General features: G+C 61.0%; 25 protein-coding genes. 8 read left to right on the plus strand and 17 right to left on the minus strand.

The window, feature by feature from the left end:
• Window positions 1-74 precede the first annotated feature (74 nt).
• Entirely contained in the window at window positions 75-527 is a 453-nt protein-coding gene (locus ACQKEK_RS21260; RefSeq protein WP_045422554.1) for a thioesterase domain-containing protein, read from the minus strand.
• 131 nt (window positions 528-658) lie between these two features.
• Entirely contained in the window at window positions 659-1063 is a 405-nt protein-coding gene (locus tag ACQKEK_RS21265) for a YkgJ family cysteine cluster protein (protein ID WP_499144239.1), read from the minus strand.
• 202 nt (window positions 1064-1265) lie between these two features.
• On the opposite strand from ACQKEK_RS21265, the gene ACQKEK_RS21270 reads away from it, so the two are divergent.
• The 5 genes from ACQKEK_RS21270 to ACQKEK_RS21290 all read left to right on the plus strand — a co-directional run bounded on the left by ACQKEK_RS21270 (window position 1266) and on the right by ACQKEK_RS21290 (window position 6455).
• Complete coding sequence (locus tag ACQKEK_RS21270; RefSeq protein WP_499144238.1) at window positions 1266-3725, plus strand: glycogen/starch/alpha-glucan phosphorylase; 2460 nt, start codon at window positions 1266-1268, stop codon at window positions 3723-3725.
• A gap of 210 nt (window positions 3726-3935) precedes the next feature.
• Window positions 3936-4946 carry a class 1 fructose-bisphosphatase gene (locus ACQKEK_RS21275; protein ID WP_128119625.1) on the plus strand — a complete coding sequence of 337 codons (1011 nt, stop codon included), beginning with the start codon at window positions 3936-3938 and terminating at the stop codon, window positions 4944-4946.
• Between the two features lie 3 nt (window positions 4947-4949).
• The gene (locus ACQKEK_RS21280; RefSeq protein ID WP_499144237.1) at window positions 4950-5552 is read left to right on the plus strand and encodes a DUF924 family protein; all 603 of its coding nucleotides are present in this window, start codon (window positions 4950-4952) and stop codon (window positions 5550-5552) included.
• 93 nt (window positions 5553-5645) lie between these two features.
• Window positions 5646-5900 (plus strand): outer membrane protein assembly factor BamE domain-containing protein, encoded by a 255-nt coding sequence (bamE, locus tag ACQKEK_RS21285; RefSeq protein ID WP_499144236.1) that lies wholly within the window; start codon window positions 5646-5648, stop codon window positions 5898-5900.
• A 9-nt stretch (window positions 5901-5909) separates the two neighbouring features.
• Complete coding sequence (locus ACQKEK_RS21290; RefSeq protein ID WP_499144235.1) at window positions 5910-6455, plus strand: lipocalin family protein; 546 nt, start codon at window positions 5910-5912, stop codon at window positions 6453-6455.
• Between the two features lie 26 nt (window positions 6456-6481).
• Here ACQKEK_RS21290 and ACQKEK_RS21295 read toward each other — a convergent pair whose 3' ends face one another.
• Window positions 6482-6913, minus strand: coding sequence for a hypothetical protein (locus ACQKEK_RS21295; protein WP_128119621.1), 432 nt, complete (start codon window positions 6911-6913; stop codon window positions 6482-6484).
• 76 nt (window positions 6914-6989) lie between these two features.
• Here ACQKEK_RS21295 and pip point away from each other — a divergent pair, with 76 nt between their 5' ends.
• Both pip and dtd read left to right on the plus strand, forming a co-directional pair.
• Window positions 6990-7961 (plus strand): prolyl aminopeptidase, encoded by a 972-nt coding sequence (gene pip, locus ACQKEK_RS21300; protein ID WP_499144234.1) that lies wholly within the window; start codon window positions 6990-6992, stop codon window positions 7959-7961.
• The gene (gene dtd / locus ACQKEK_RS21305; RefSeq protein WP_499144233.1) at window positions 7961-8398 is read left to right on the plus strand and encodes a D-aminoacyl-tRNA deacylase; all 438 of its coding nucleotides are present in this window, start codon (window positions 7961-7963) and stop codon (window positions 8396-8398) included. The genes pip and dtd overlap by 1 nt, the downstream gene beginning before the upstream one ends.
• A gap of 20 nt (window positions 8399-8418) precedes the next feature.
• Here dtd and ACQKEK_RS21310 read toward each other — a convergent pair whose 3' ends face one another.
• The 14 genes from ACQKEK_RS21310 to trmL form a co-directional block, all read right to left on the minus strand.
• On the minus strand, window positions 8419-8838 hold the full coding sequence (locus ACQKEK_RS21310) for a UPF0158 family protein (RefSeq protein WP_128119618.1): 420 nt from the start codon (window positions 8836-8838) through the stop codon (window positions 8419-8421).
• Between the two features lie 101 nt (window positions 8839-8939).
• Window positions 8940-9647 (minus strand): 16S rRNA (uracil(1498)-N(3))-methyltransferase, encoded by a 708-nt coding sequence (locus ACQKEK_RS21315; protein WP_499144232.1) that lies wholly within the window; start codon window positions 9645-9647, stop codon window positions 8940-8942.
• Window positions 9644-10447 (minus strand): twin-arginine translocase subunit TatC, encoded by an 804-nt coding sequence (tatC, locus tag ACQKEK_RS21320; protein ID WP_128119616.1) that lies wholly within the window; start codon window positions 10445-10447, stop codon window positions 9644-9646. The genes ACQKEK_RS21315 and tatC overlap by 4 nt, the downstream gene beginning before the upstream one ends.
• Window positions 10444-10833, minus strand: a complete 390-nt coding sequence (tatB, locus tag ACQKEK_RS21325; protein ID WP_128119615.1) for a Sec-independent protein translocase protein TatB — start codon at window positions 10831-10833, stop codon at window positions 10444-10446. The genes tatC and tatB overlap by 4 nt, the downstream gene beginning before the upstream one ends.
• Window positions 10834-10839: 6 nt before the next feature.
• On the minus strand, window positions 10840-11070 hold the full coding sequence (gene tatA, locus ACQKEK_RS21330) for a twin-arginine translocase TatA/TatE family subunit (protein WP_102837074.1): 231 nt from the start codon (window positions 11068-11070) through the stop codon (window positions 10840-10842).
• A 24-nt stretch (window positions 11071-11094) separates the two neighbouring features.
• Window positions 11095-11427 carry a phosphoribosyl-ATP diphosphatase gene (locus tag ACQKEK_RS21335; protein WP_045422524.1) on the minus strand — a complete coding sequence of 111 codons (333 nt, stop codon included), beginning with the start codon at window positions 11425-11427 and terminating at the stop codon, window positions 11095-11097.
• Entirely contained in the window at window positions 11420-11815 is a 396-nt protein-coding gene (gene hisI / locus ACQKEK_RS21340; protein WP_499144231.1) for a phosphoribosyl-AMP cyclohydrolase, read from the minus strand. Before hisI ends, ACQKEK_RS21335 begins: the two co-directional genes overlap by 8 nt.
• 49 nt (window positions 11816-11864) lie before the next feature.
• Window positions 11865-13475: a ubiquinone biosynthesis regulatory protein kinase UbiB gene (gene ubiB, locus ACQKEK_RS21345; protein ID WP_499144230.1), complete on the minus strand. Its 1611-nt coding sequence runs from the start codon at window positions 13473-13475 to the stop codon at window positions 11865-11867.
• Window positions 13472-14095 (minus strand): ubiquinone biosynthesis accessory factor UbiJ, encoded by a 624-nt coding sequence (locus tag ACQKEK_RS21350; protein ID WP_499144229.1) that lies wholly within the window; start codon window positions 14093-14095, stop codon window positions 13472-13474. The genes ubiB and ACQKEK_RS21350 overlap by 4 nt, the downstream gene beginning before the upstream one ends.
• On the minus strand, window positions 14095-14865 hold the full coding sequence (gene ubiE, locus ACQKEK_RS21355) for a bifunctional demethylmenaquinone methyltransferase/2-methoxy-6-polyprenyl-1,4-benzoquinol methylase UbiE (RefSeq protein WP_045422518.1): 771 nt from the start codon (window positions 14863-14865) through the stop codon (window positions 14095-14097). The genes ACQKEK_RS21350 and ubiE overlap by 1 nt, the downstream gene beginning before the upstream one ends.
• A gap of 282 nt (window positions 14866-15147) precedes the next feature.
• Window positions 15148-15522, minus strand: a complete 375-nt coding sequence (locus ACQKEK_RS21360) for a gamma-butyrobetaine hydroxylase family protein (protein WP_499144228.1) — start codon at window positions 15520-15522, stop codon at window positions 15148-15150.
• A 53-nt stretch (window positions 15523-15575) separates the two neighbouring features.
• Window positions 15576-16922, minus strand: coding sequence for an ATP-dependent protease ATPase subunit HslU (hslU, locus tag ACQKEK_RS21365; RefSeq protein WP_046163548.1), 1347 nt, complete (start codon window positions 16920-16922; stop codon window positions 15576-15578).
• A 28-nt stretch (window positions 16923-16950) separates the two neighbouring features.
• The gene (gene hslV, locus ACQKEK_RS21370; RefSeq protein ID WP_045431382.1) at window positions 16951-17487 is read right to left on the minus strand and encodes an ATP-dependent protease subunit HslV; all 537 of its coding nucleotides are present in this window, start codon (window positions 17485-17487) and stop codon (window positions 16951-16953) included.
• A gap of 206 nt (window positions 17488-17693) precedes the next feature.
• Window positions 17694-18155, minus strand: a complete 462-nt coding sequence (gene trmL, locus ACQKEK_RS21375) for a tRNA (uridine(34)/cytosine(34)/5-carboxymethylaminomethyluridine(34)-2'-O)-methyltransferase TrmL (protein ID WP_045422512.1) — start codon at window positions 18153-18155, stop codon at window positions 17694-17696.
• On the opposite strand from trmL, the gene ACQKEK_RS21380 reads away from it, so the two are divergent.
• The gene (locus ACQKEK_RS21380) at window positions 18154-18594 is read left to right on the plus strand and encodes a hypothetical protein (protein WP_045422510.1); all 441 of its coding nucleotides are present in this window, start codon (window positions 18154-18156) and stop codon (window positions 18592-18594) included. The genes trmL and ACQKEK_RS21380 overlap by 2 nt on opposite strands.
• Window positions 18595-18621: the final 27 nt, after the last annotated feature.

The following is an 18621-nucleotide window of genomic DNA, read 5'->3' on the forward strand; positions in this document are numbered from 1 at the left end:
CAGCGAGCGGTCAACGGTGCGCGCGGGCTGTAGCAGCCCGACGCACCCTGGCAGTGCAGAGGGGGCGGCTGCGTTTACTTATGCAGCACGAACTGGCCGGTGAAACGCACTGCGTCCCGGCCATCAGCAGCCAGGATGCGGCTGTGCAGGGTCAGACGCGAACGGCCACGGCGACGGTAGATCGTCTCGAATCGCTCCCAGGCGCTATCGTCCGGGGCCGAGCATACAGCGGTGGCGTCATCCATCACGGGCAGCGGATAGTCGATCTGGCCTTCCTGAATGACGATATGACCGTCGTCGATCCCGGCCTCGCGTAGCCGCAGGTGCAGCCAGCCCCAGCCAGCCAGCACCGAGGCGCAGTAGAGGCTGCCACCGAACATGCTGCTTTTGTGGTTGATGTTCGCTTGCAGCGGGACCTTCAGGCGCAGCTCATGATTTTCCCAATGCTCGACGCGCAGGCCCATCGCCCGGGTCAGTGGGATGTCGTGGTGCAGAATGGCTTCCAGGTAGCGGCTATCGCGGCTCATGCCGGGTGGATTCCTAACGTGTGCGGATACAGGCAGACGTCAAGCATGACTGCTGAGTCACGATATTGCCAGTTTCCGCGGCGCTTTTTAGCGGCCGTTTCCCGACGTTTCGGATGGGTTGGAAGGCGGCGTTAACGCGCTGCGGTTTTCTGCTGATAGGCGCAGTAGCCGGGCCTTGGACCGACATGCGGGTGGTTGCGGCAGGTATCGGAGCGCTTGGCATAGACCGTGCACAAGCGTGTCTTGCGATCGAGGTAAAGACCGTCTCCGTTGGCCAGTCGGGTCAGGGTGAAGATGCCGTGCTTCTGATTGAAATGTTCAACGAGGCCTTCTTTGCTCAGGCGTTTGGCGATGCCCTTGAGCGGCTCGTCACGCTCGAAGACGTCGACCATCTCTAGGCGGATCAGGTCATCGATCCGCACCTCGACCGGCAAAGTGCAACACCTGGCGTGGCAATCTCGGCACAGGCCGTTGCTGTATCGCGCCCAGGTTTCGAGGCGTTCGGGGTCGGCAGAAGCGATCAAACGTGTCTTCACGGCGGCGGTATCGGTAATGGCGGCGCGCACTCATAGCGACATGGGGCGGAATTTCCAGCGAAACCCACGAGTCGAACGCCGGACAGACGGTCGCCCAGATGCTGTTGAAACCTGCAAACCTGTCTGTATTGCCGTTTTTTGGGGCGGCCTGGCGCCGCCATGAATGCTTCGTATCCTTTCACCCGCTGCACGAGGTCTGTCCATGACGCAAGAAACGACTGCTCCCAACGCCGATGAGGTCGCAGCTTTTCGTGAAAACGTAATCAGCAAGCTGACCTATTCGATCGGTAAGGACCCCGAGCATGCCTCCGACCATGACTGGTTCGAGGCGGTGGCGCTGGCCACGCGTGACCGTATGATCGACCAGTGGATGGACCGTACCCGACAGGGCTATCGCGAAGGCAAGAAGCGGGTCTATTACCTCTCGCTGGAATTCCTCATAGGCCGTCTGCTCACCGACAGCCTCAGTAACCTGGGCCTGCTCGATGTGGCGCGCGAGGCGCTGGCCGGCGTAGATGTCGACTTCGAGCGCATTCGCGTGCTCGAGCCTGACGCCGCGCTGGGTAATGGTGGCCTGGGGCGTCTGGCGGCCTGTTTCATGGAAAGCATGGCGACTCTCGGCGTTGCCGCGCACGGCTATGGCATCCGCTACGATCACGGCCTGTTCCGCCAGGCGATCGTCGATGGTTGGCAGCACGAGCAGACCGAGACCTGGTTGAATTTCGGCAATCCATGGGAATTCGAGCGACCCGAAGTCAGCTATCTGATCGGCTTCGGCGGCAGCGTGGCGGCGATGCCGTCGGATGGCAGCAGCTCTGATCAGCCCAAGCATTTCTGGCACTGGGCCGAAGGGGTCCGGGCCATTGCCTACGACACGCCAGTGGTGGGCTGGCGCGGTGCTAGCGTTAACACCTTGCGTTTGTGGCGTGCGCGGGCCGAGGCGGACTTCCATCTGGAACGCTTCAACGCTGGCGACCACATCGGTGCGGTCGCTGAGGAAGCGCGCGCTGAAAGCATCTCTCGTGTTCTGTATCCCGCTGACAGCACCGAAGCGGGGCAGGAGCTGCGTCTGCGCCAGGAGTATTTCTTCGTTGCGGCATCCTTGCAGGATCTGCTGCGCCGGCACCTGGATCAGCGCGGCACGCTGATGAATCTTCCGGAATTCGCCGCTATCCAGCTCAACGACACGCACCCGGCGATCGCCGTTGCCGAGTTGATGCGCCTGCTGGTAGACGTGCATGACGTGCCGTGGCGCAAGGCCTGGGAGCTGACCGTCGGCACCCTGTCCTACACCAACCACACGCTACTGCCCGAGGCGCTGGAAACCTGGCCGGTGGGGCTGATGGAGCGCCTGCTGCCGCGGCACATGCAGATTATCTACCTGCTCAATGCCCAGCATCTTGATGCGTTGCGTGAGCGCGGTATCCACGACGTAAATCTGCTGCGCTCGGTCTCGCTGATCGAAGAAGGCCACGGCCGCCGCGTACGCATGGGCAACCTCGCGTTTCTCGGTTCGCACTGTGTTAACGGTGTTTCAGCACTGCACACCGGGCTGATGCGCGAGACGGTCTTCACCGACCTGCATTCGCTCTATCCCAAGCGGATCAGCAACAAGACCAACGGCATCACCTTCCGCCGTTGGCTGTATCAGGCCAACCCTCAGCTGACCCGGCTGCTGGTTGATCATGTCGGTGAAGAGCTGCTTGATTCGCCGGAGACGCTGCTGCGCAAGCTGGAGCCATGCGCCGATCAGCCGGATTTCCGCGCCCGCTTCGCCTCGCAGCGACTGGGCAATAAACAACTACTAGCGCGCATGATTCAGGACCGCCTGGGTATCATCGTCGACTCGAATGCCCTGTTTGATGTGCATGTCAAACGTATCCACGAGTACAAGCGGCAACTGCTCAACCTGCTGCATACCGTCGCGCTGTATCAGGCGATTCGCTCCGATCCAGGTGGTAACTGGGTGCCGCGCGTGAAGATATTTGCCGGCAAGGCGGCGGCCAGTTACCACACGGCAAAACTGATCATCAAGCTGACCAACGACATCGCGCGGACCATCAACGATGACCCAACGGTGCGCGGCCTGCTGAAGGTGGTGTTCCTGCCGAACTACAACGTGAGCCTGGCCGAACGCATCATCCCGGCGGCCGACCTGTCCGAACAGATATCCACGGCGGGGCTCGAGGCGTCGGGCACCAGCAACATGAAATTCGCCCTGAACGGCGCGCTGACTATCGGCACGCTGGATGGCGCCAACGTCGAAATGTGCGAGCAGATCGGTGCCGAGCATATGTTCATCTTTGGCATGACCGCGCAGGAGGTCGAGGCGCGCAAACAGGCCAACGAGTACAACGCCGAAGCCACCATCATCGGTTCGCCACGCCTCAACGAAGTCTTGATGGCGATCCGCAATGGTGCCTTCTCGGCTGAAGACCCGGGCCGCTATACCGCCTTGATCGATGGTTTGAAATGGCACGATACCTTCATGGTGTGTGCCGACTTCGAGGCCTATTGGCAGGCGCAGCTGGAGGTCGAGGCGCGCTGGCGCGATGCGGACAGCTGGTGGCGCTCGGCAGTGCTCAACACGGCACGCACCGGCTGGTTCTCGTCGGACCGTACCATCCGCGAATATGCCCAGGAGATCTGGAAGGTGCTCTGATGGGTAAAGTGAAGCGGCTTGGCGGATTGTTGGATCGAACCGCCGCCGCTTCCGCATGATGGGAGGCGTTCCGGGAAGACGGAAGATATGGTTTGCAGGCACTTTGCCGCTTCGCTGAACTCTGCGCCCGGTCGACAGGTCTGAGGGAGGGTTAGTTTCCCCCCGGCCTGCTAAACTGCGCGGGCTTATCCATCCCTCCGGAGCCATTCCATGTCACGCGTAACCCTGAGTCGCTACTTGATTGAGCAGACCCGCAGCAACAACACCCCTGCAGATCTGCGCTTCCTTATCGAAGTAGTGGCTCGAGCGTGCAAGGAGATCAGCCACGCCGTCTCCAAAGGCGCGCTGGGCGGCGTTCTCGGTGCGACTGAAACCGAGAACATTCAGGGCGAAGTGCAGAAGAAACTCGACGTCCTTTCCAACGAAATCCTGCTCGAAGCCAACGAATGGGGTGGCCACCTGGCCGGCATGGCTTCCGAAGAAATGGACAACGCCTACCAGATTCCCGGCAAGTACCCAAAAGGTGCCTACCTGCTGGTATTCGATCCGCTGGATGGCTCCAGCAACATCGACGTCAACGTATCCGTCGGCACCATCTTCTCCGTGCTGCGCTGCCCAGACGCGTGCTTCTCCCAAAATGACGCCCTTGGCGAGGAGGCTTTCCTCCAGCCCGGTACCAAGCAGGTTGCAGCCGGTTATGCGATCTACGGACCGCAGACCATGCTCATGCTGACGCTGGGCAATGGCGTTATGGGCTTCACCCTCGATCGCGAACTGGGCAGCTTCGTGCTGACTCATGAAAACATCCGTGTGCCGGAAAGCACCGCTGAGTTCGCCATCAACATGTCCAACCAGCGTCACTGGGAAGCACCGGTGCAGCGCTACGTTGGCGAGTTGCTGGCCGGCAATGAAGGCCCGCTGAACAAGAACTACAACATGCGTTGGATCGCTTCGATGGTGGCTGACGTGCACCGCATCCTGACCCGTGGCGGCATGTTCATGTACCCACGCGATTCGCGCGAGCCTGGCAAGGCCGGCAAGCTGCGCCTGATGTACGAAGCCAACCCGATGTCTTTTATCATCGAGCAGGCCGGCGGCGCGGCAACCACCGGCACTCAGCGCATTCTCGACGTCCAACCCGAGTCGCTGCACCAGCGTGTGCCAGTGTTCCTGGGGTCGAAGGAAGAAGTCGAGCGCGTCACTGGTTATCACAAGGCCTGAAAGATGACCTCGCCCTCACAGGAATTGCTGAACTGGTGGTTCGGTGAGGGCACCACCGCTACTGAGATAGCTGGCGCAAAAAATGGCCTCTGGTTCGGCTACAAGCCCGAGCAGGATGAAGAAGCCCGCGAGCGTTTCGGTGGTCTCACCGAGCGTGCACTCGCAGGCGAGCTGAACGAGTGGGCCGAGTCGCCACATGGCTGGCTCGCACTTGTCCTTCTCCTTGATCAGCTTCCACGCATGATCCATCGCGGCACGCCGAAGGCATTCGCCGGCGACGAGCGCGCGCTGCAGCTCGTGCGGGACGGCATGGCCCATGGCGGCGATGTCCTGCTGGCGCCTATACAGCGTGTATTCATTTACCTTGTGCTGGAACACGCGGAAAATCTCAGCGTGCAGGATCAGGCCGTGCAGCAGTTCGAGCAACTCCTTGGCATCGCCGATGCGGGCGAGCAAAAGCTGTTTGCCGATTTCCTCGACTTTGCTGAACGCCATCGGCAGGTCATTGCTCGCTTCGGCCGCTTTCCTCATCGCAATGCCATGCTGGGTCGCAGCTCGAGCGAGGCTGAACAGACTTTTCTCGCCGGGCCTGGTTCAGGCTTCTAGTCCTGCTGAGGAACCTTCCTGGGCGGCTTGTTTTCTATCTTTTACCGCAAGGCCAAGCAAGGCCAGCCGTTGACCCGAAAAAAGGAATCCGTCATGTCGTTGCGCTATGTATCGCTGGTCATCGCTGTCGTGCTGTTGGCTGCGTGCAGTCCGGTGACGCAGGAAAACTTCGCCAAGTTGCAGGCGGGGATGTCCCGTGCAGAGGTCGAAAAGCTATTGGGCAAGCCAGGCGAGTGCGCTGGCGCGCTGGGCATGTCGAGCTGCACCTGGGGGCAGAAAAATCGCTTTATCAGCATCCAGTTCGCGGGTGACAAAGTCATGATGTTTTCGGGCCAAGGTCTGAAATAAGGAGCTTGCATGCGGCTGTTCGTTGCGCTTTTCACTGCACTACTGGTCGCCGGATGTGCAGGTTCCGGCAGTAACGTGAACGGACCTGAGACCGCCGGGCAGGTGGATCTGGAACGCTATCAAGGCACCTGGTACGAGCAGGCGCGCCTGCCGATGTTTTTTCAGCGCAACTGCGTGCGCTCGCAGGCGAATTACCGGCTGCAGGATGATGGCAGCGTGGCGGTAACCAATCGCTGCGAAACCGAAGATGGTGAACAGCAGGAGGCCACGGGGGAGGCAGTACCGCAGCAGAAGGGCGAGACGGACAAGCTGTGGGTTCGCTTCGACAACTGGTTCAGCAATCTCTTCCCGGGCCTGACCAAGGGACATTACTGGATCCTTTATCTTGCCGATGACTACAGTGTGGCGCTGGTCGGCAGTCCTGATCGGGATTACCTCTGGTTGCTATCGCGAGAAAAGGAGATCAAGGATGCAACCCGGGACCGCTTGCTCGACGAGGCGCGTAAGCGTGGCTATGACACCAGCGAGCTGATCTGGCGCGGTGAAGCGGGCTGAGTTGCCATTTCGCAGGGGCAGGTCGGCTAGTCCCAGTTCAATCGAGCCAGTTGCCATTTCCCATCGGCTAGCCACCATTCGAGCCGGGCGTTGTAATGCCCGAGCCGCTGAGGCAGGAGGGCTTCGGCACCGGTCAGCGCCACCTGTGCCTCGCTGTAGCCTTTGTCCGGGTAGGTCGGGTCAATCCAGCTGCGGCTGTTGAGTGCGATGACGTGCACGTTGCGATGACGTAGGAACATCAAAGTAGCCGTGCGTCTTGCCCAGTCCCGATCCGCCTCTTGGTTAGCGCTGAACTCCTGGTGAATGAGATCCATGAGCCGTGAGGCGTCTTTGCTTTCGATGCTCTCCTGCAGCGATTCAACAGCCGCCTGCAGCGCAGCCTCTGGATCATCGCGACCACATCCGACCAGCATCAGCGCTACTGCCATGAACGCGACGGCTAATTTCCATACGGGCATGCCTAACCTCTCGAACCTCGTTATGATGCCGGAAACGTCCGGCGGCCTAACCCGCGTACCGATCATGGAGTGTGCCATGCAAACCTTGTATCCGGAGATCAAACCCTACGCCCGGCATGAGCTGGCGGTCGAAGCGCCGCATGTGCTTTACGTCGACGAGAGTGGGTCGCCGGAGGGCCTGCCTGTTGTATTCGTTCACGGTGGCCCAGGCGGTGGTTGTGATGCGCTGAGTCGTCGCTTCTTCGACCCTAACCTTTACCGCATCATCACGTTCGATCAGCGTGGCTGCGGTCGTTCCACGCCCCATGCAAGCCTCGAAAATAACACCACGGCGCACCTGATCGCGGACATGGAGCACATCCGCGAATTTCTTGGCATCGACAAGTGGGTGCTGTTTGGCGGCTCCTGGGGTTCGACGCTGTCGCTCGCGTATGCCCAGACCTTTCCCGAGCGTGTCCATGCACTCATCCTGCGAGGCATCTTTCTGTGTCGGCCGGAGGACTTCCAGTGGTTCTATCAGGGAGGCGCTAGCCGCCTGTTTCCAGATTATTGGCAGGACTTCATCGCCCCGATTCCGCCAGAAGAACGCGGCGATCTAATGCAGGCGTTCTACAAGCGTTTGACCGGTACCGACCAGATCGCTCAGATGCATGCGGCCAAGGCCTGGTCCTGCTGGGAGGGGCGCACGGCCACGCTGCGGCCCAATACCCAAGTAGTCGATCGTTTCTCCGATACTCATCGTGCGCTGGCAATGGCGCGTATCGAGTGCCATTACTTCGTCAACCAGGCATTTCTTGAGCCGAACCAGTTACTGCGCGACGTGCACAAGATTGCACACCTGCCGGGCATCATCGTGCATGGCCGTTATGACGTAATCTGCCCGCTGGACAATGCGTGGGCGCTGCACGAGGCCTGGCCCAACAGCGAGCTGCAGATCATTCGCGAGGCTGGCCATTCAGCATCCGAACATGGCATCTGCGATGCACTGGTCCGAGCCGCGGCCGAGATAGCACAGCGCCTGCTCGACCTGCCCCCTGAGGAGGCCTGATGAAGGCATTGATCCAGCGCGTGGGACAGGCGCGGGTCGAGGTGGCTGGCGAGGTGATCGGCTCGATCGATCAGGGCCTGCTGGTGCTGGTCGGGGTCGAGCGAGAGGATGATCGAGCGCGTGCCGATAAGCTCCTGCACAAGCTGTTGCGATACCGAGTGTTCAGCGACGAGAACGACAAGATGAACCGCTCACTTTCCGACGTCGGCGGTGGTCTGTTGCTGGTTTCTCAATTCACCCTAGCGGCGGACACGAACAGTGGTCTACGGCCGAGCTTCTCAACTGCTGCGCCTCCAGAGCTGGGTGAAGAGCTCTACAATTACCTGGTCGGTCAGGCGCGTCTGAAGCATGCGAATGTGGCCTGCGGCCGCTTCGGTGCCGATATGCAGGTCTATCTTCAGAACGACGGGCCGGTGACCTTCCTGCTGGAAAGCTGAGGGTAAGGCGGCGGGCAAGGTCAGCGTTTCGACGATTCGAGCCCGTTTTCGTGCAGCCAGGTTATAGCGTATTCACGTAACTGCACCGCTTGATAGTCGAGCCAGGCCTGGCGAACATCCGGAAAGTCTTCCAGCTTGAAGTCGAACGTTCGCAGCGGCTTGCGTCCCTGCAAGGCATTGGCAAGGACGGTATGTGCGTTGGGGTCGTGCTGGGTGAACAGGAACGCTTCACGCATCGCGATCGACTGCGCCAGCCCGAGAGGCTCGATGTGCAAGTAGCGATCTTCTTGCACATCATATTTTTCATCGGCACCTGGGGCGGCTTCTCCGGGGAAAACCGCCTGAATCTGGCCGGACTCCAGGTCCAGGTAATGCTCGCTGGCGTCGCGGTTTTCCAGGGCGTATTCCAGGCGGTGAAGATCTATGGTCAAGGGTCGCATGGCTACAACTATGATTGAGGGGTTCACAGAACCTGACCCGTGCGCACCGCTTGCGTGCACTACGTTCATCGGTACCGCGTCGCATCTCGGCTAAATGATCTTCAGAACAAGCGCGCCAGCAGGACGCTGACGGCGGTCTCAACTCGCAGAATGCGATCCCCAAGCTGCACTGGCTGCAGGCCTGCCTCGGTCAGTTTCTCCACTTCGTAGGGTATCCAGCCGCCTTCGGGACCAATAGCCAGCGTCACCGGCTCGCTCAGTGCACGAGGGCAGGCCGGGTAGTCGCCTGGGTGACCGACCAGGCCGCGGGTACCGGCAACCAGCTGTGGCAGGCGATCTTCTACGAAGGGTTTGAAGCGCTTCTCGATGATGACTTCAGGCAACACGGTATCGCGGGCCTGCTCCAATCCGAGTAGCAGCTGTTCGCGGATGGCCTGCGGCTCGAGGAACGGGGTCTGCCAGAAACTCTTCTCTACGCGGTAGCTGTTAAGCAAGACAAGCTTAGGCACGCCCATGCTGGCTACCGTTTGCAGGACGCGGCGCAGCATCTTCGGCCGGGGCAAGGCCAACAGCAGAGTAACGGGCAATTTGGCTGGCGGAGTTTGCTGCAGCTCGATCTTGAGTTCGGCTTCCGTGGCGTCCAGACGCAGCAGTTGTCCCTGGCCCATTTGGCCGCCTAGCAGTCCGACCCTCAGGCACTCTCCCGCCTCGGCGCGGTGAACCTCATGGAGGTGTGTCAGACGGCGGCCACGCAGAACTACCCGATCGGCGGCGACAAAGTCGGCCGCCTCCAGCAGCAACAGATTCACGGACGTGAAACGGGTGGTTGATCGCCGGGGTCGGGTTCGCTGCCGTCTGCATCACCGCGAAATTCTTCTTCGCGCTTCTTCACCATGCTGCCGCAGATTAGACCGGCCTCGAACAGTATCCACATAGGCACAGCGAGCAAGGCCTGGGAGAACACGTCGGGCGGCGTCAACACCATGCCAACGACGAAGCAGCCGACCACAACGTAGGGACGGCTTTTGCGCAGGGTGGCTACGTCGACGATGCCCACCCAGATCAGCAGGAAGGTCGCTACCGGGATTTCGAACGCCACGCCAAAGGCGAAGAACAATGTCAGCACGAAGTCGAGGTACTGACCGATGTCGGTCATCATCGCCACGCCTTCGGGTGTCACGCTGGCAAAGAAGCCGAACATGATTGGGAAAACCACGAAGTACGCGAAGGCCATGCCGCCGTAGAAGAGGAAGATGCTGGAGATCAGCAACGGCACCGCAACGCGCTTTTCATGCTTGTACAGACCGGGCGCAATAAAGCTCCAGATCTGATGCAGGATGACCGGCATCGACAGGAACAGCGCCACCATCATCGTCAGCTTGAACGGTGTCAGGAACGGCGAGGCCACGCCTGTGGCGATCATCGTCGCGCCTTCTGGCAGGTAGGCCCGCAGCGGTGCGGCCACCAGCGCGTAGATCTGCTGGGAGAAGTAAAACAACCCGCCAAACAGCAGCAGTATCGCCACCACGCAGCGCAGTAGCCGCTTGCGCAATTCGGTCAGGTGGGCAATCAGCGGCATTTCCTGATCATCAATGGATGTATTGCTCATGGCTCAGGCGATTTGTCCGGGCGAGGTACGGGGGCCGTGTCGGCGGGTTTGGCTTCTGTGGACGCTGCCTCTTCGAGGTGGCTAGCATCCGGTGGCGGTGTGGCCGATTGCGGAGATGGCGTGCTGTTGGCGATGGGCGAGCTGGGCATGATGCTCTGCTTCATTTCCCGCTCAAGGTCGAGGATGCGCTCGTTGTGTAGCTGACGGCGAATCTCGTCGGCGCCAATCTCGCGTTCGACCTCGGACTTAATATTCGCAAAGCTTCGCTTGGCGCGACCAATCCAAAGTCCAGCAGTGCGCACCGCACCGGGCAAGCGCTCAGGGCCGAGAACGAACAGCGCAACCAGGCCGATCAGCAGCAGTTCGGTGAAACCGATATCGAACATGGCGCGTCAGTTCTTCTTTGTCGGTTCTTCGACCTTGCGGGCCTCGGCATCGATGGTGTGGTTTTGTTTCTCATCGACACCGGGCTTTTCCTCGTCGGTGCCCATGGACTTGCGGAAGCCCTTGATCGCATCGCCAAGGTCGGAGCCCATGCCCTTGAGGCGCTTGGTGCCAAAAAGCATGACCACGATGAGCAGAACGATCAGGAGTTGCCAGACGCTGATTCCACCAAAACCCATGCTGCAGTACTCCGAAGTTGTCTATCAGGAATGTGGGCGCGCGGCTTTTTCCGCATGCCCAGAGAGACCGAATCGCCGGTCGAGTTCGTCCAGAACCGCCTGTGGATGCTGATCCAACGCGGCCAGCATTACCAAACTGTGAAACCAGAGGTCGGCGGTTTCGTAGATCAGGTCGCTGGCGTCACCGCTTGCGGCAGCGTCTTTGGCGGCTAGTATGGTTTCAACCGACTCCTCGCCGACCTTCTCAAGAATCTTGTTGAGTCCCTTATGGTAGAGGCTGGCCACATAGGAACTGTCTGCCGCGGCTCCCTTGCGGGCTTCCAGCACCTCGGCCAGGCGGGAAAAGGTATCACTCATGTGTGTGCTCCGCGTATATCGCGTGCGGGTCCTTGAGGACCGGTTCGACAGTCTTCCAATCACCGTTCTCAAAGACTCGGTAGAAACAGCTTTCACGCCCGGTGTGGCAGGCAATGCCACCAAGCTGTTCGACCATCAATACGATCACGTCGGCGTCGCAGTCCAGGCGCAGCTCGTGCAGCTTCTGCACGTGGCCGGATTCCTCCCCCTTGCGCCACAGCTTGCCACGCGAACGTGACCAATAGATGGCGCGGTTCTCTGCAGTGGTCAGTTCCAGCGCTTCGCGATTCATCCAGGCCATCATTAGGATGCGCCCGGTCTGATGGTCCTGGGCGATCGCCGGTACTAGCCCGTCTTCGTTCCAGTTGATTTGATCCAGCCAGTTCATCGGATTCTCCACTCTGTACGCTCAGTGTGCCAGCCTGCCCGACCGCTGGCTATCGGCGCACCACGATGTAGATCCCGGCCGCCAGCATCAGCCAGGCGGGCCAGGTCGCCAGCGCGGAAATACTCTCGGCCGCCGCCGCCAGCGTGGCGCCCCCGGCTAGCAACGCGGCGCCGACCAGACGCAATGGCCAGTGATGATGGTGTTCGCGCCAGGGCGGCGGCAGGTTGTTAGCGTGGGGTCCCGACATGCGCTCAAGCAGCTCGCGCGTCATGCCCGCCAGGTGCGGCAGCTGTTCGATCTGCGCCTGGGCGTTCTTCAACAGTTGTTTCGGGCTCATGCGTTCGCGCATCCAGCGCTCGAGGTAAGGCTGGCCAGTGGCCCAGAGGTCCAGTTCCGGGTAGAGCTCACGGCCCAGACCTTCGATGTTGAGCAGCGTTTTCTGGAGCAGGACCAGCTGCGGCTGGACTTCCATGTTGAAGCGGCGCGCGACCTGGAACAGGCGGACCAGCAGCTGGCCGAAGGAGATGTCCTTTAGCGGCTTTTCGAAGATTGGCTCGCAGACGGTACGGATTGCCGCCTCGAACTCATTGACTTTGGTTTCGGCCGGCACCCAGCCCGAGTCGATGTGCAGCTGTGCCACCTTGCGGTAGTCGCGTCGGAAGAAAGCCATCAAGTTGCGTGCAAGATAGTCCTGATCCTCCGGGGTGAGACTGCCGACGATGCCGAAGTCGACCGCTATGTATTGCGGGTTCCACGGCTGGTGCGTGCTGACGAAAATGTTGCCGGGATGCATGTCGGCGTGGAAGAAGCTGTCGCGGAAGACCTGGGTGAAGAAGATCTCTACGCCGCGCTCGGCCAGCTGTTTCATGTCGGTGCGCTGCTCAGCCAGGCGCTTCATGTCGGTCACAGGCACGCCGTAGATGCGCTCCATCACGAGCACCTGCGGGCGGCAGTAGTCCCAGTAAACCTGAGGGACATAAAGCAGCGGCGAACCTTGGAAGTTGCGCTTCAGCTGACTGGCGTTGGCCGCTTCGCGCAGCAGGTCGAGTTCGTCGTAGATGGTCTTGGCGTAGTCGTCGACCACTTCTACCAGGTGTAGGCGGCGGGCCTCGTTGGAGGCGCGTTCGGTGGTCTTCGCCAGCAGGAACAACCAGGCAATGTCCTGGCTGATGATTGGTCGCAGGTTCGGTCGTACCACCTTGACAACCACCTCTTCACCGCTGCGCAGTTTGGCGGCGTGTACCTGGGCGACCGAGGCGGACGCCAACGGCTTGCTGTCGAATCGGGCGAACACTTCGCCCACTGGCGCGCCCAGCTCACGTTCGATGAGTGCCGTGGCGACTGCCGAGTCGAACGGCGGTACCCGGTCCTGAAGCATGGCCAGCTCTTCGGCGATGTCGAGCGGCAGGAGGTCGCGTCGGGTCGAAAGAATCTGGCCGAATTTGATGAAAATCGGGCCGAGCCCTTCCAGCGCCAGGCGCAGGCGCGCCCCTCGAGAGAGTTCGGTGCGCCGGCGTGGCAGCCAGCGCCATGGCAGCAGGTAACTGGTCGCACGCAGCCACCACGGCATCGGCAGGTCGAGAATGATGTCGTCCAGGCGGTAGCGGATCACCACCAGCAGGATGCGAAACAGGCGGCGGGCCGCGGCGAACAGCTTCATTCGGATCGGTCTGGTTTTTGGGAGTGGGTGAGCCGCTCGATGCGGGCTTCGAGTCGGTCGAGGTCGAGCTTGAGGCGGTCGAGTTCAGCGAAGCGTGTTTCAGCCTCAGCTATGCCGACCAGTGTGCGTGATTCTTCGCTGAGGTATTCGGCCAGGTTCTGTTGCAGGCTGTCGGCAGTTTGGCGCAACCAGGCGGATTGACGCCGAGCGCTGGAACCGAGCAGATGCGCACCGACCGGACCCAGCCAGCGCGACACCTCGTATTCCCAATCAAGCTCGAGATCCTGCAGAACTTCGGCGAGGCTCATCAGCGCGCCGCTGTCGCCTTCGATTTCGACATCCGGACCATGCAGGATGGCCGTCTTGTTGCGGTTGGTCGCCAGGCGCAGCAGATCCGTGGCGGAAGCGCGCAAGCGGCAATCCGGCTCGCTGCCCCATTGCGTTGCTAACCGCAGGCCATCGGCATCGGCCAGGATGAATAGTTTCCAAGCCGGTGCCGTGCAGTCGATTTCTATGATTCGACCACTGAGCTTGGACAGCCGCGGCAGGGCGGTCGGATCCAGGCGCAGAACGCCATTGAGGCCGCGCTCGGCGCCGGCCAGCAGGGCAGCGCGCAGCATCAGGGCTTGATGCCGCGGTGCAGGGCGACGATGCCGCCGGTCATGTTGTGGTAGGTGACGCGCTCGAATCCGGCGTCGGCCATCATGCCCTTCAGGGTTTCCTGATCCGGATGCATGCGGATCGACTCGGCTAGGTAGCGGTAGCTTTCGGAGTCGTTGGTGATCAGCTTGCCCATCATCGGCAGGAGGCTGAACGAGTAGGCGTCGTAGGCCTTGGAGAACAGCTGGTTGGTCGGTTTGGAAAACTCCAGAACCAGCAGCCGACCGCCGGGCTTGAGGACGCGCAGCATGGACGCGATGGCGTCTTCCTTGTGCGTCACGTTGCGCAGGCCGAAGGCGATGGTAACCACATCGAAGTGGTTGTCCGGGAACGGCAGCTTTTCGGCATCGGCCTGAACGAACTTGACGTTATCGGCCACGCCTTTATCCAGCAGGCGGTCACGTCCAACCTTGAGCATCGAGGCATTGATATCGGCCAGTACGACTTCGCCGGTCGGCCCGACGATGCGTGAGAACTGGCGCGCCAGGTCGCCGGTGCCGCCGGCGATATCCAGCACCCGGTTGCCGTGGCGGACACCGGACAGCTCGATGGTGAAGCGCTTCCAGAGGCGATGCACGCCGCCGGACATCAGGTCGTTCATGAGGTCGTACTTGGCGGCCACAGAATGGAATACCTCTGCCACCTTCTGCGCTTTTTCGCTCTCCGGCACGTTCTTGTAGCCGAAGTGGGTGGTGGCTTCTGCGTCACGCTCTTTGCGGGGATCGGTCATGTCACTGTCACCGGAAGAATGTGCCGGCATTCTAAACCTAAAAGCATCCTCGAGCGCCAAGCCGCGAGCGGCAAGTCAGCACAGTCCATGCTGGCCGAACACAGCCTGACAGTCGGCGCTGGGCGACGGCGTTCAGACGCAAATCGAGCAAGCCCTGGTGCAGGCGCTTCGATCCTGAACCCCATTTGAGCGCAAGGCTGCTGCGATTTTTTGCAACCCCGGTGACCCGGTCGTGGATCAATGAAGCGCGGTCCACCGTAGCCGGTGCCTACACCTGGAAGCTTAGAGCATCAGTTTGACCGGTGAGATGTCCGGATCACGGGACTTACCAGCGCGGGCAAGTGCGTCGAGGTAGTCCGCCCACATCTGCTGCTGATCGGTCGCCAACCGGTAGAGATAGTCCCAGCTGTACAAGCCGCTGTCGTGGCCATCGCTGAAGGTCAGCTTGAGCGCGTACTGCCCGGCCGGCTCGATCCCTTCAAGCCCGACGTTGATCTTGCCGGTCTGCAAGATCGGATTGCCGTGACCCTGCACCTCGGCTGAGGGCGAGTGGACTCGCAGAAACTCAGCGGATAGCACATAGCGCTGCTCTGGCCCGTACTCCAGCTCCAGTGTTTTCGACGTTTTGTGCAGCTTGATTGCAGTTGGGATACGCATCGATTGCTCCTGACAGCGCGCCGAGCCTCGTCCATGAGGCGCAGTCGCTGGTTTCAAAGGATATAACGCGACAGGTCTTCGTCTTCGGCCAGTTCACCGAGGTGACTGTTGACGTAAGCGGTATCGATGCGGATCGGCTCGCCATTCTGCTGTCCGGCCAGGTCGCCAGCGCTGAACGAGACCTCTTCAAGCAGGCGCTCAAGCAGCGTGTGCAGGCGGCGAGCACCGATGTTCTCGGTCTTCTCGTTGACCTGCCAGGCGATCTGCGCCAGGCGCTTGATGCCGTCCTCGGTGAATTCAATGCCCAGCCCTTCGGTCTTCAGCAGCTCACGATACTGCTCGGTCAGCGAGGCGTGTGGCTCGGTAAGGATGCGCTCGAAGTCTTCCGGCGACAGCGCTTTCAGCTCGACGCGGATCGGCAGCCGACCCTGAAGTTCCGGCACCAGATCGCTGGGCTTGGACAGGTGGAACGCGCCGGAGGCGATGAACAGGATGTGGTCGGTCTTGACCATGCCCAGCTTGGTGTTGACCGTGCTGCCCTCGATCAACGGCAACAGGTCGCGCTGCACGCCTTCACGGGAGACATCGGCGCCGCTGGTGTTGCCGCGCTTGGCGACCTTGTCGATCTCGTCGATGAAGACGATGCCGTGCTGCTCTACCGCTTCCAGTGCGCGGGCTTTGAGCTCTTCCTCATTGACCAAGCGCGCGGCTTCTTCATCGCGGACCAGTTTGAGGGCGTCCTTGATCTTCAGCTTGCGGCTTTTCTTCTTGCCTTTACCCATGTTGGAGAAAAGGCTCTGCAGCTGATTGGTCATCTCCTCCATGCCTGGGGGAGCCATGATCTCGACCCCGGCTGGGCTCTCGGCCACTTCGATATCGATTTCCTTGTCGTCGAGCTGGCCCTCGCGCAGGCGCTTGCGAAACAGCTGGCGCGTATTGGAATCAGTGCTCTGCACCGGTTGCTCCTCATTGAAGCCGGCCGGGCGAGCCTGAGGTAGCAGCGCGTCGAGGATGCGCTCTTCGGCGGCATCTTCGGCGCGATGGCGCATCTTCACTACTTCCTGCTCGCGGAGCATCTTCAGTGCCGCATCGGCGAGGTCGCGGATTATCGACTCGACATCACGGCCGACATAACCCACTTCGGTGAACTTGGTCGCCTCCACCTTGATGAACGGCGCATTGGCTAGCTTCGCCAGGCGCCGAGCGATCTCGGTCTTGCCCACGCCAGTGGGGCCGATCATCAGGATATTCTTTGGCGTTACTTCCGGGCGCAGCTCGGCGGAGAGCTGCATCCGCCGCCAGCGGTTGCGCAGCGCAATGGCAACGGCACGCTTGGCGTCGTCCTGGCCGATGATATGGCGATTGAGTTCGTGGACGATCTCGCGGGGCGTCATGGACATGGTGCGGTACTCCGGGGCTCGAGGGCGATCAAATCGCGCTGTCGAGCTCCTCGATGGTGAGATTCTGGTTGGTGAAGACACAGATGGTGCCGGCAATGTTCAACGCGGTTTCGGTGATGTCCTGGGCGGACATGCTCTGGTCACCTTTCTGCATCAGTGCCATGGCGGCGGCCTGGGCGAAGCCGCCGCCGGAGCCCATGGCGATCAGGTCGTTCTCCGGCTGCACCACATCGCCGTTGCCGGTGATGATCAGCGAGGCGTCTTTGTTGGCTACCGCGAGCATGGCTTCCAAGCGGCTCAGTGAGCGATCGGTCCGCCAGTCTTTAGCCAACTCAACGGCCGCCCGAACCAAATGACCCTGATGTTTTTCCAGCTGACCTTCGAAACGCTCGAACAGTGTGAAGGCATCGGCGGTGGCGCCAGCGAAGCCCGCCAGGACCTGGCCGTGATAGAGGCGCCGGACTTTCTTGGCGTTGCCTTTCATGACGGTGTTGCCGAGGGAAACCTGGCCGTCGCCGCCCATGACGACTTTGCCGTTGCGGCGTACTGAAACGATGGTGGTCAAAGGAAAATCTCCACGCAGCGGGGCGATGAATGCCCGAATGCGCTTGATATGGGGACACTGCCGCGCATTTCAACCGATGCGAGGGAATCGCGTCTTGCCCCCTTATGAACCTGCCGATGTGACGCCAGGCGGCTCGCCGTGCAGGCAGGGCTGAGCGTTACGGATCGCCAAGCGACACGCACGGGCCCGCTGTTGGCGAGGCAGCGCTATTGCAGCGCGAAGTCCAGCTGTCGCCAGGCCTCGTAGACGGCGACGGCCACGGTGTTGGAGAGGTTCAGACTGCGGCTGTCTGGACGCATCGGCAGGCGCAGGCGCTGCTCGTTGGGCAGCGCGTCGCGGATCTCCGGCGGCAAACCGCGGCTTTCCGGGCCGAACAGGAAGGCATCGCCGCGCTGAAATTTGACCTCATGAAAGGGTTGCGAGCCTTTGGTGGTAAAGGCGAACAGGCGAGGGCGGCCGAGGCTCTCTAGGCAACTATCGAGATCGGCGTGTCGCTTGAGCGGCGCGTACTCGTGATAATCCAGCCCGGCGCGGCGCAACCGTTTGTCATCCAGCTCAAAGCCCAGCGGTTCGATCAGGTGCAGGCTACAACCGGCATTGGCGCAGAGCCTGATAATGTTGCCGGTATTCGGCGGAATCTCCGGTTGAAAAAGGATTACATGAAACATGCGCGGCACCGACTCTGAAAACGACCGGCATTCTACTGCGGCTAACGACCCGCTACCTCGCCTTCGCCGGCGCTTTTTCGGCTCGCTGGTGCTGCTCGGGCTGTTGTTCGGCTCTTTTCTCGGCCACGTCTTTCGGCCTGGCCCGGCCGAGCTGTTGCGTATCGAGCCTGTAGCGAGTGGGCTGCAGCTATGGTTTAACCGCGAGCCGGAGCTCTACAGCCAGGACGTCGAAGGCGCCGTGGGCATGCTGTTTCAGTCCAAGGGCAGCGCCGATGCGGGGCGTATAGCGGTTGGGAGCACCAGTGCTGGCTGGCGCGTGCAGACGACGGAAAAGGGGTTGTTGCTGCATTTCGTGGCGACCCGACCGCTCGTAGCGGCCTGGTCGGGTGAAAAAATCGATGGCGAGTGGCGCTTGCTGGTCGAGGTCAAGCCGCGCTAAGGCGCAGCCGCTGGCTGCGCCAGTTCA

The organism is Pseudomonas sp. NPDC077408 (assembly GCF_050269105.1).
GTDB lineage: Bacteria > Pseudomonadota > Gammaproteobacteria > Pseudomonadales > Pseudomonadaceae > Stutzerimonas.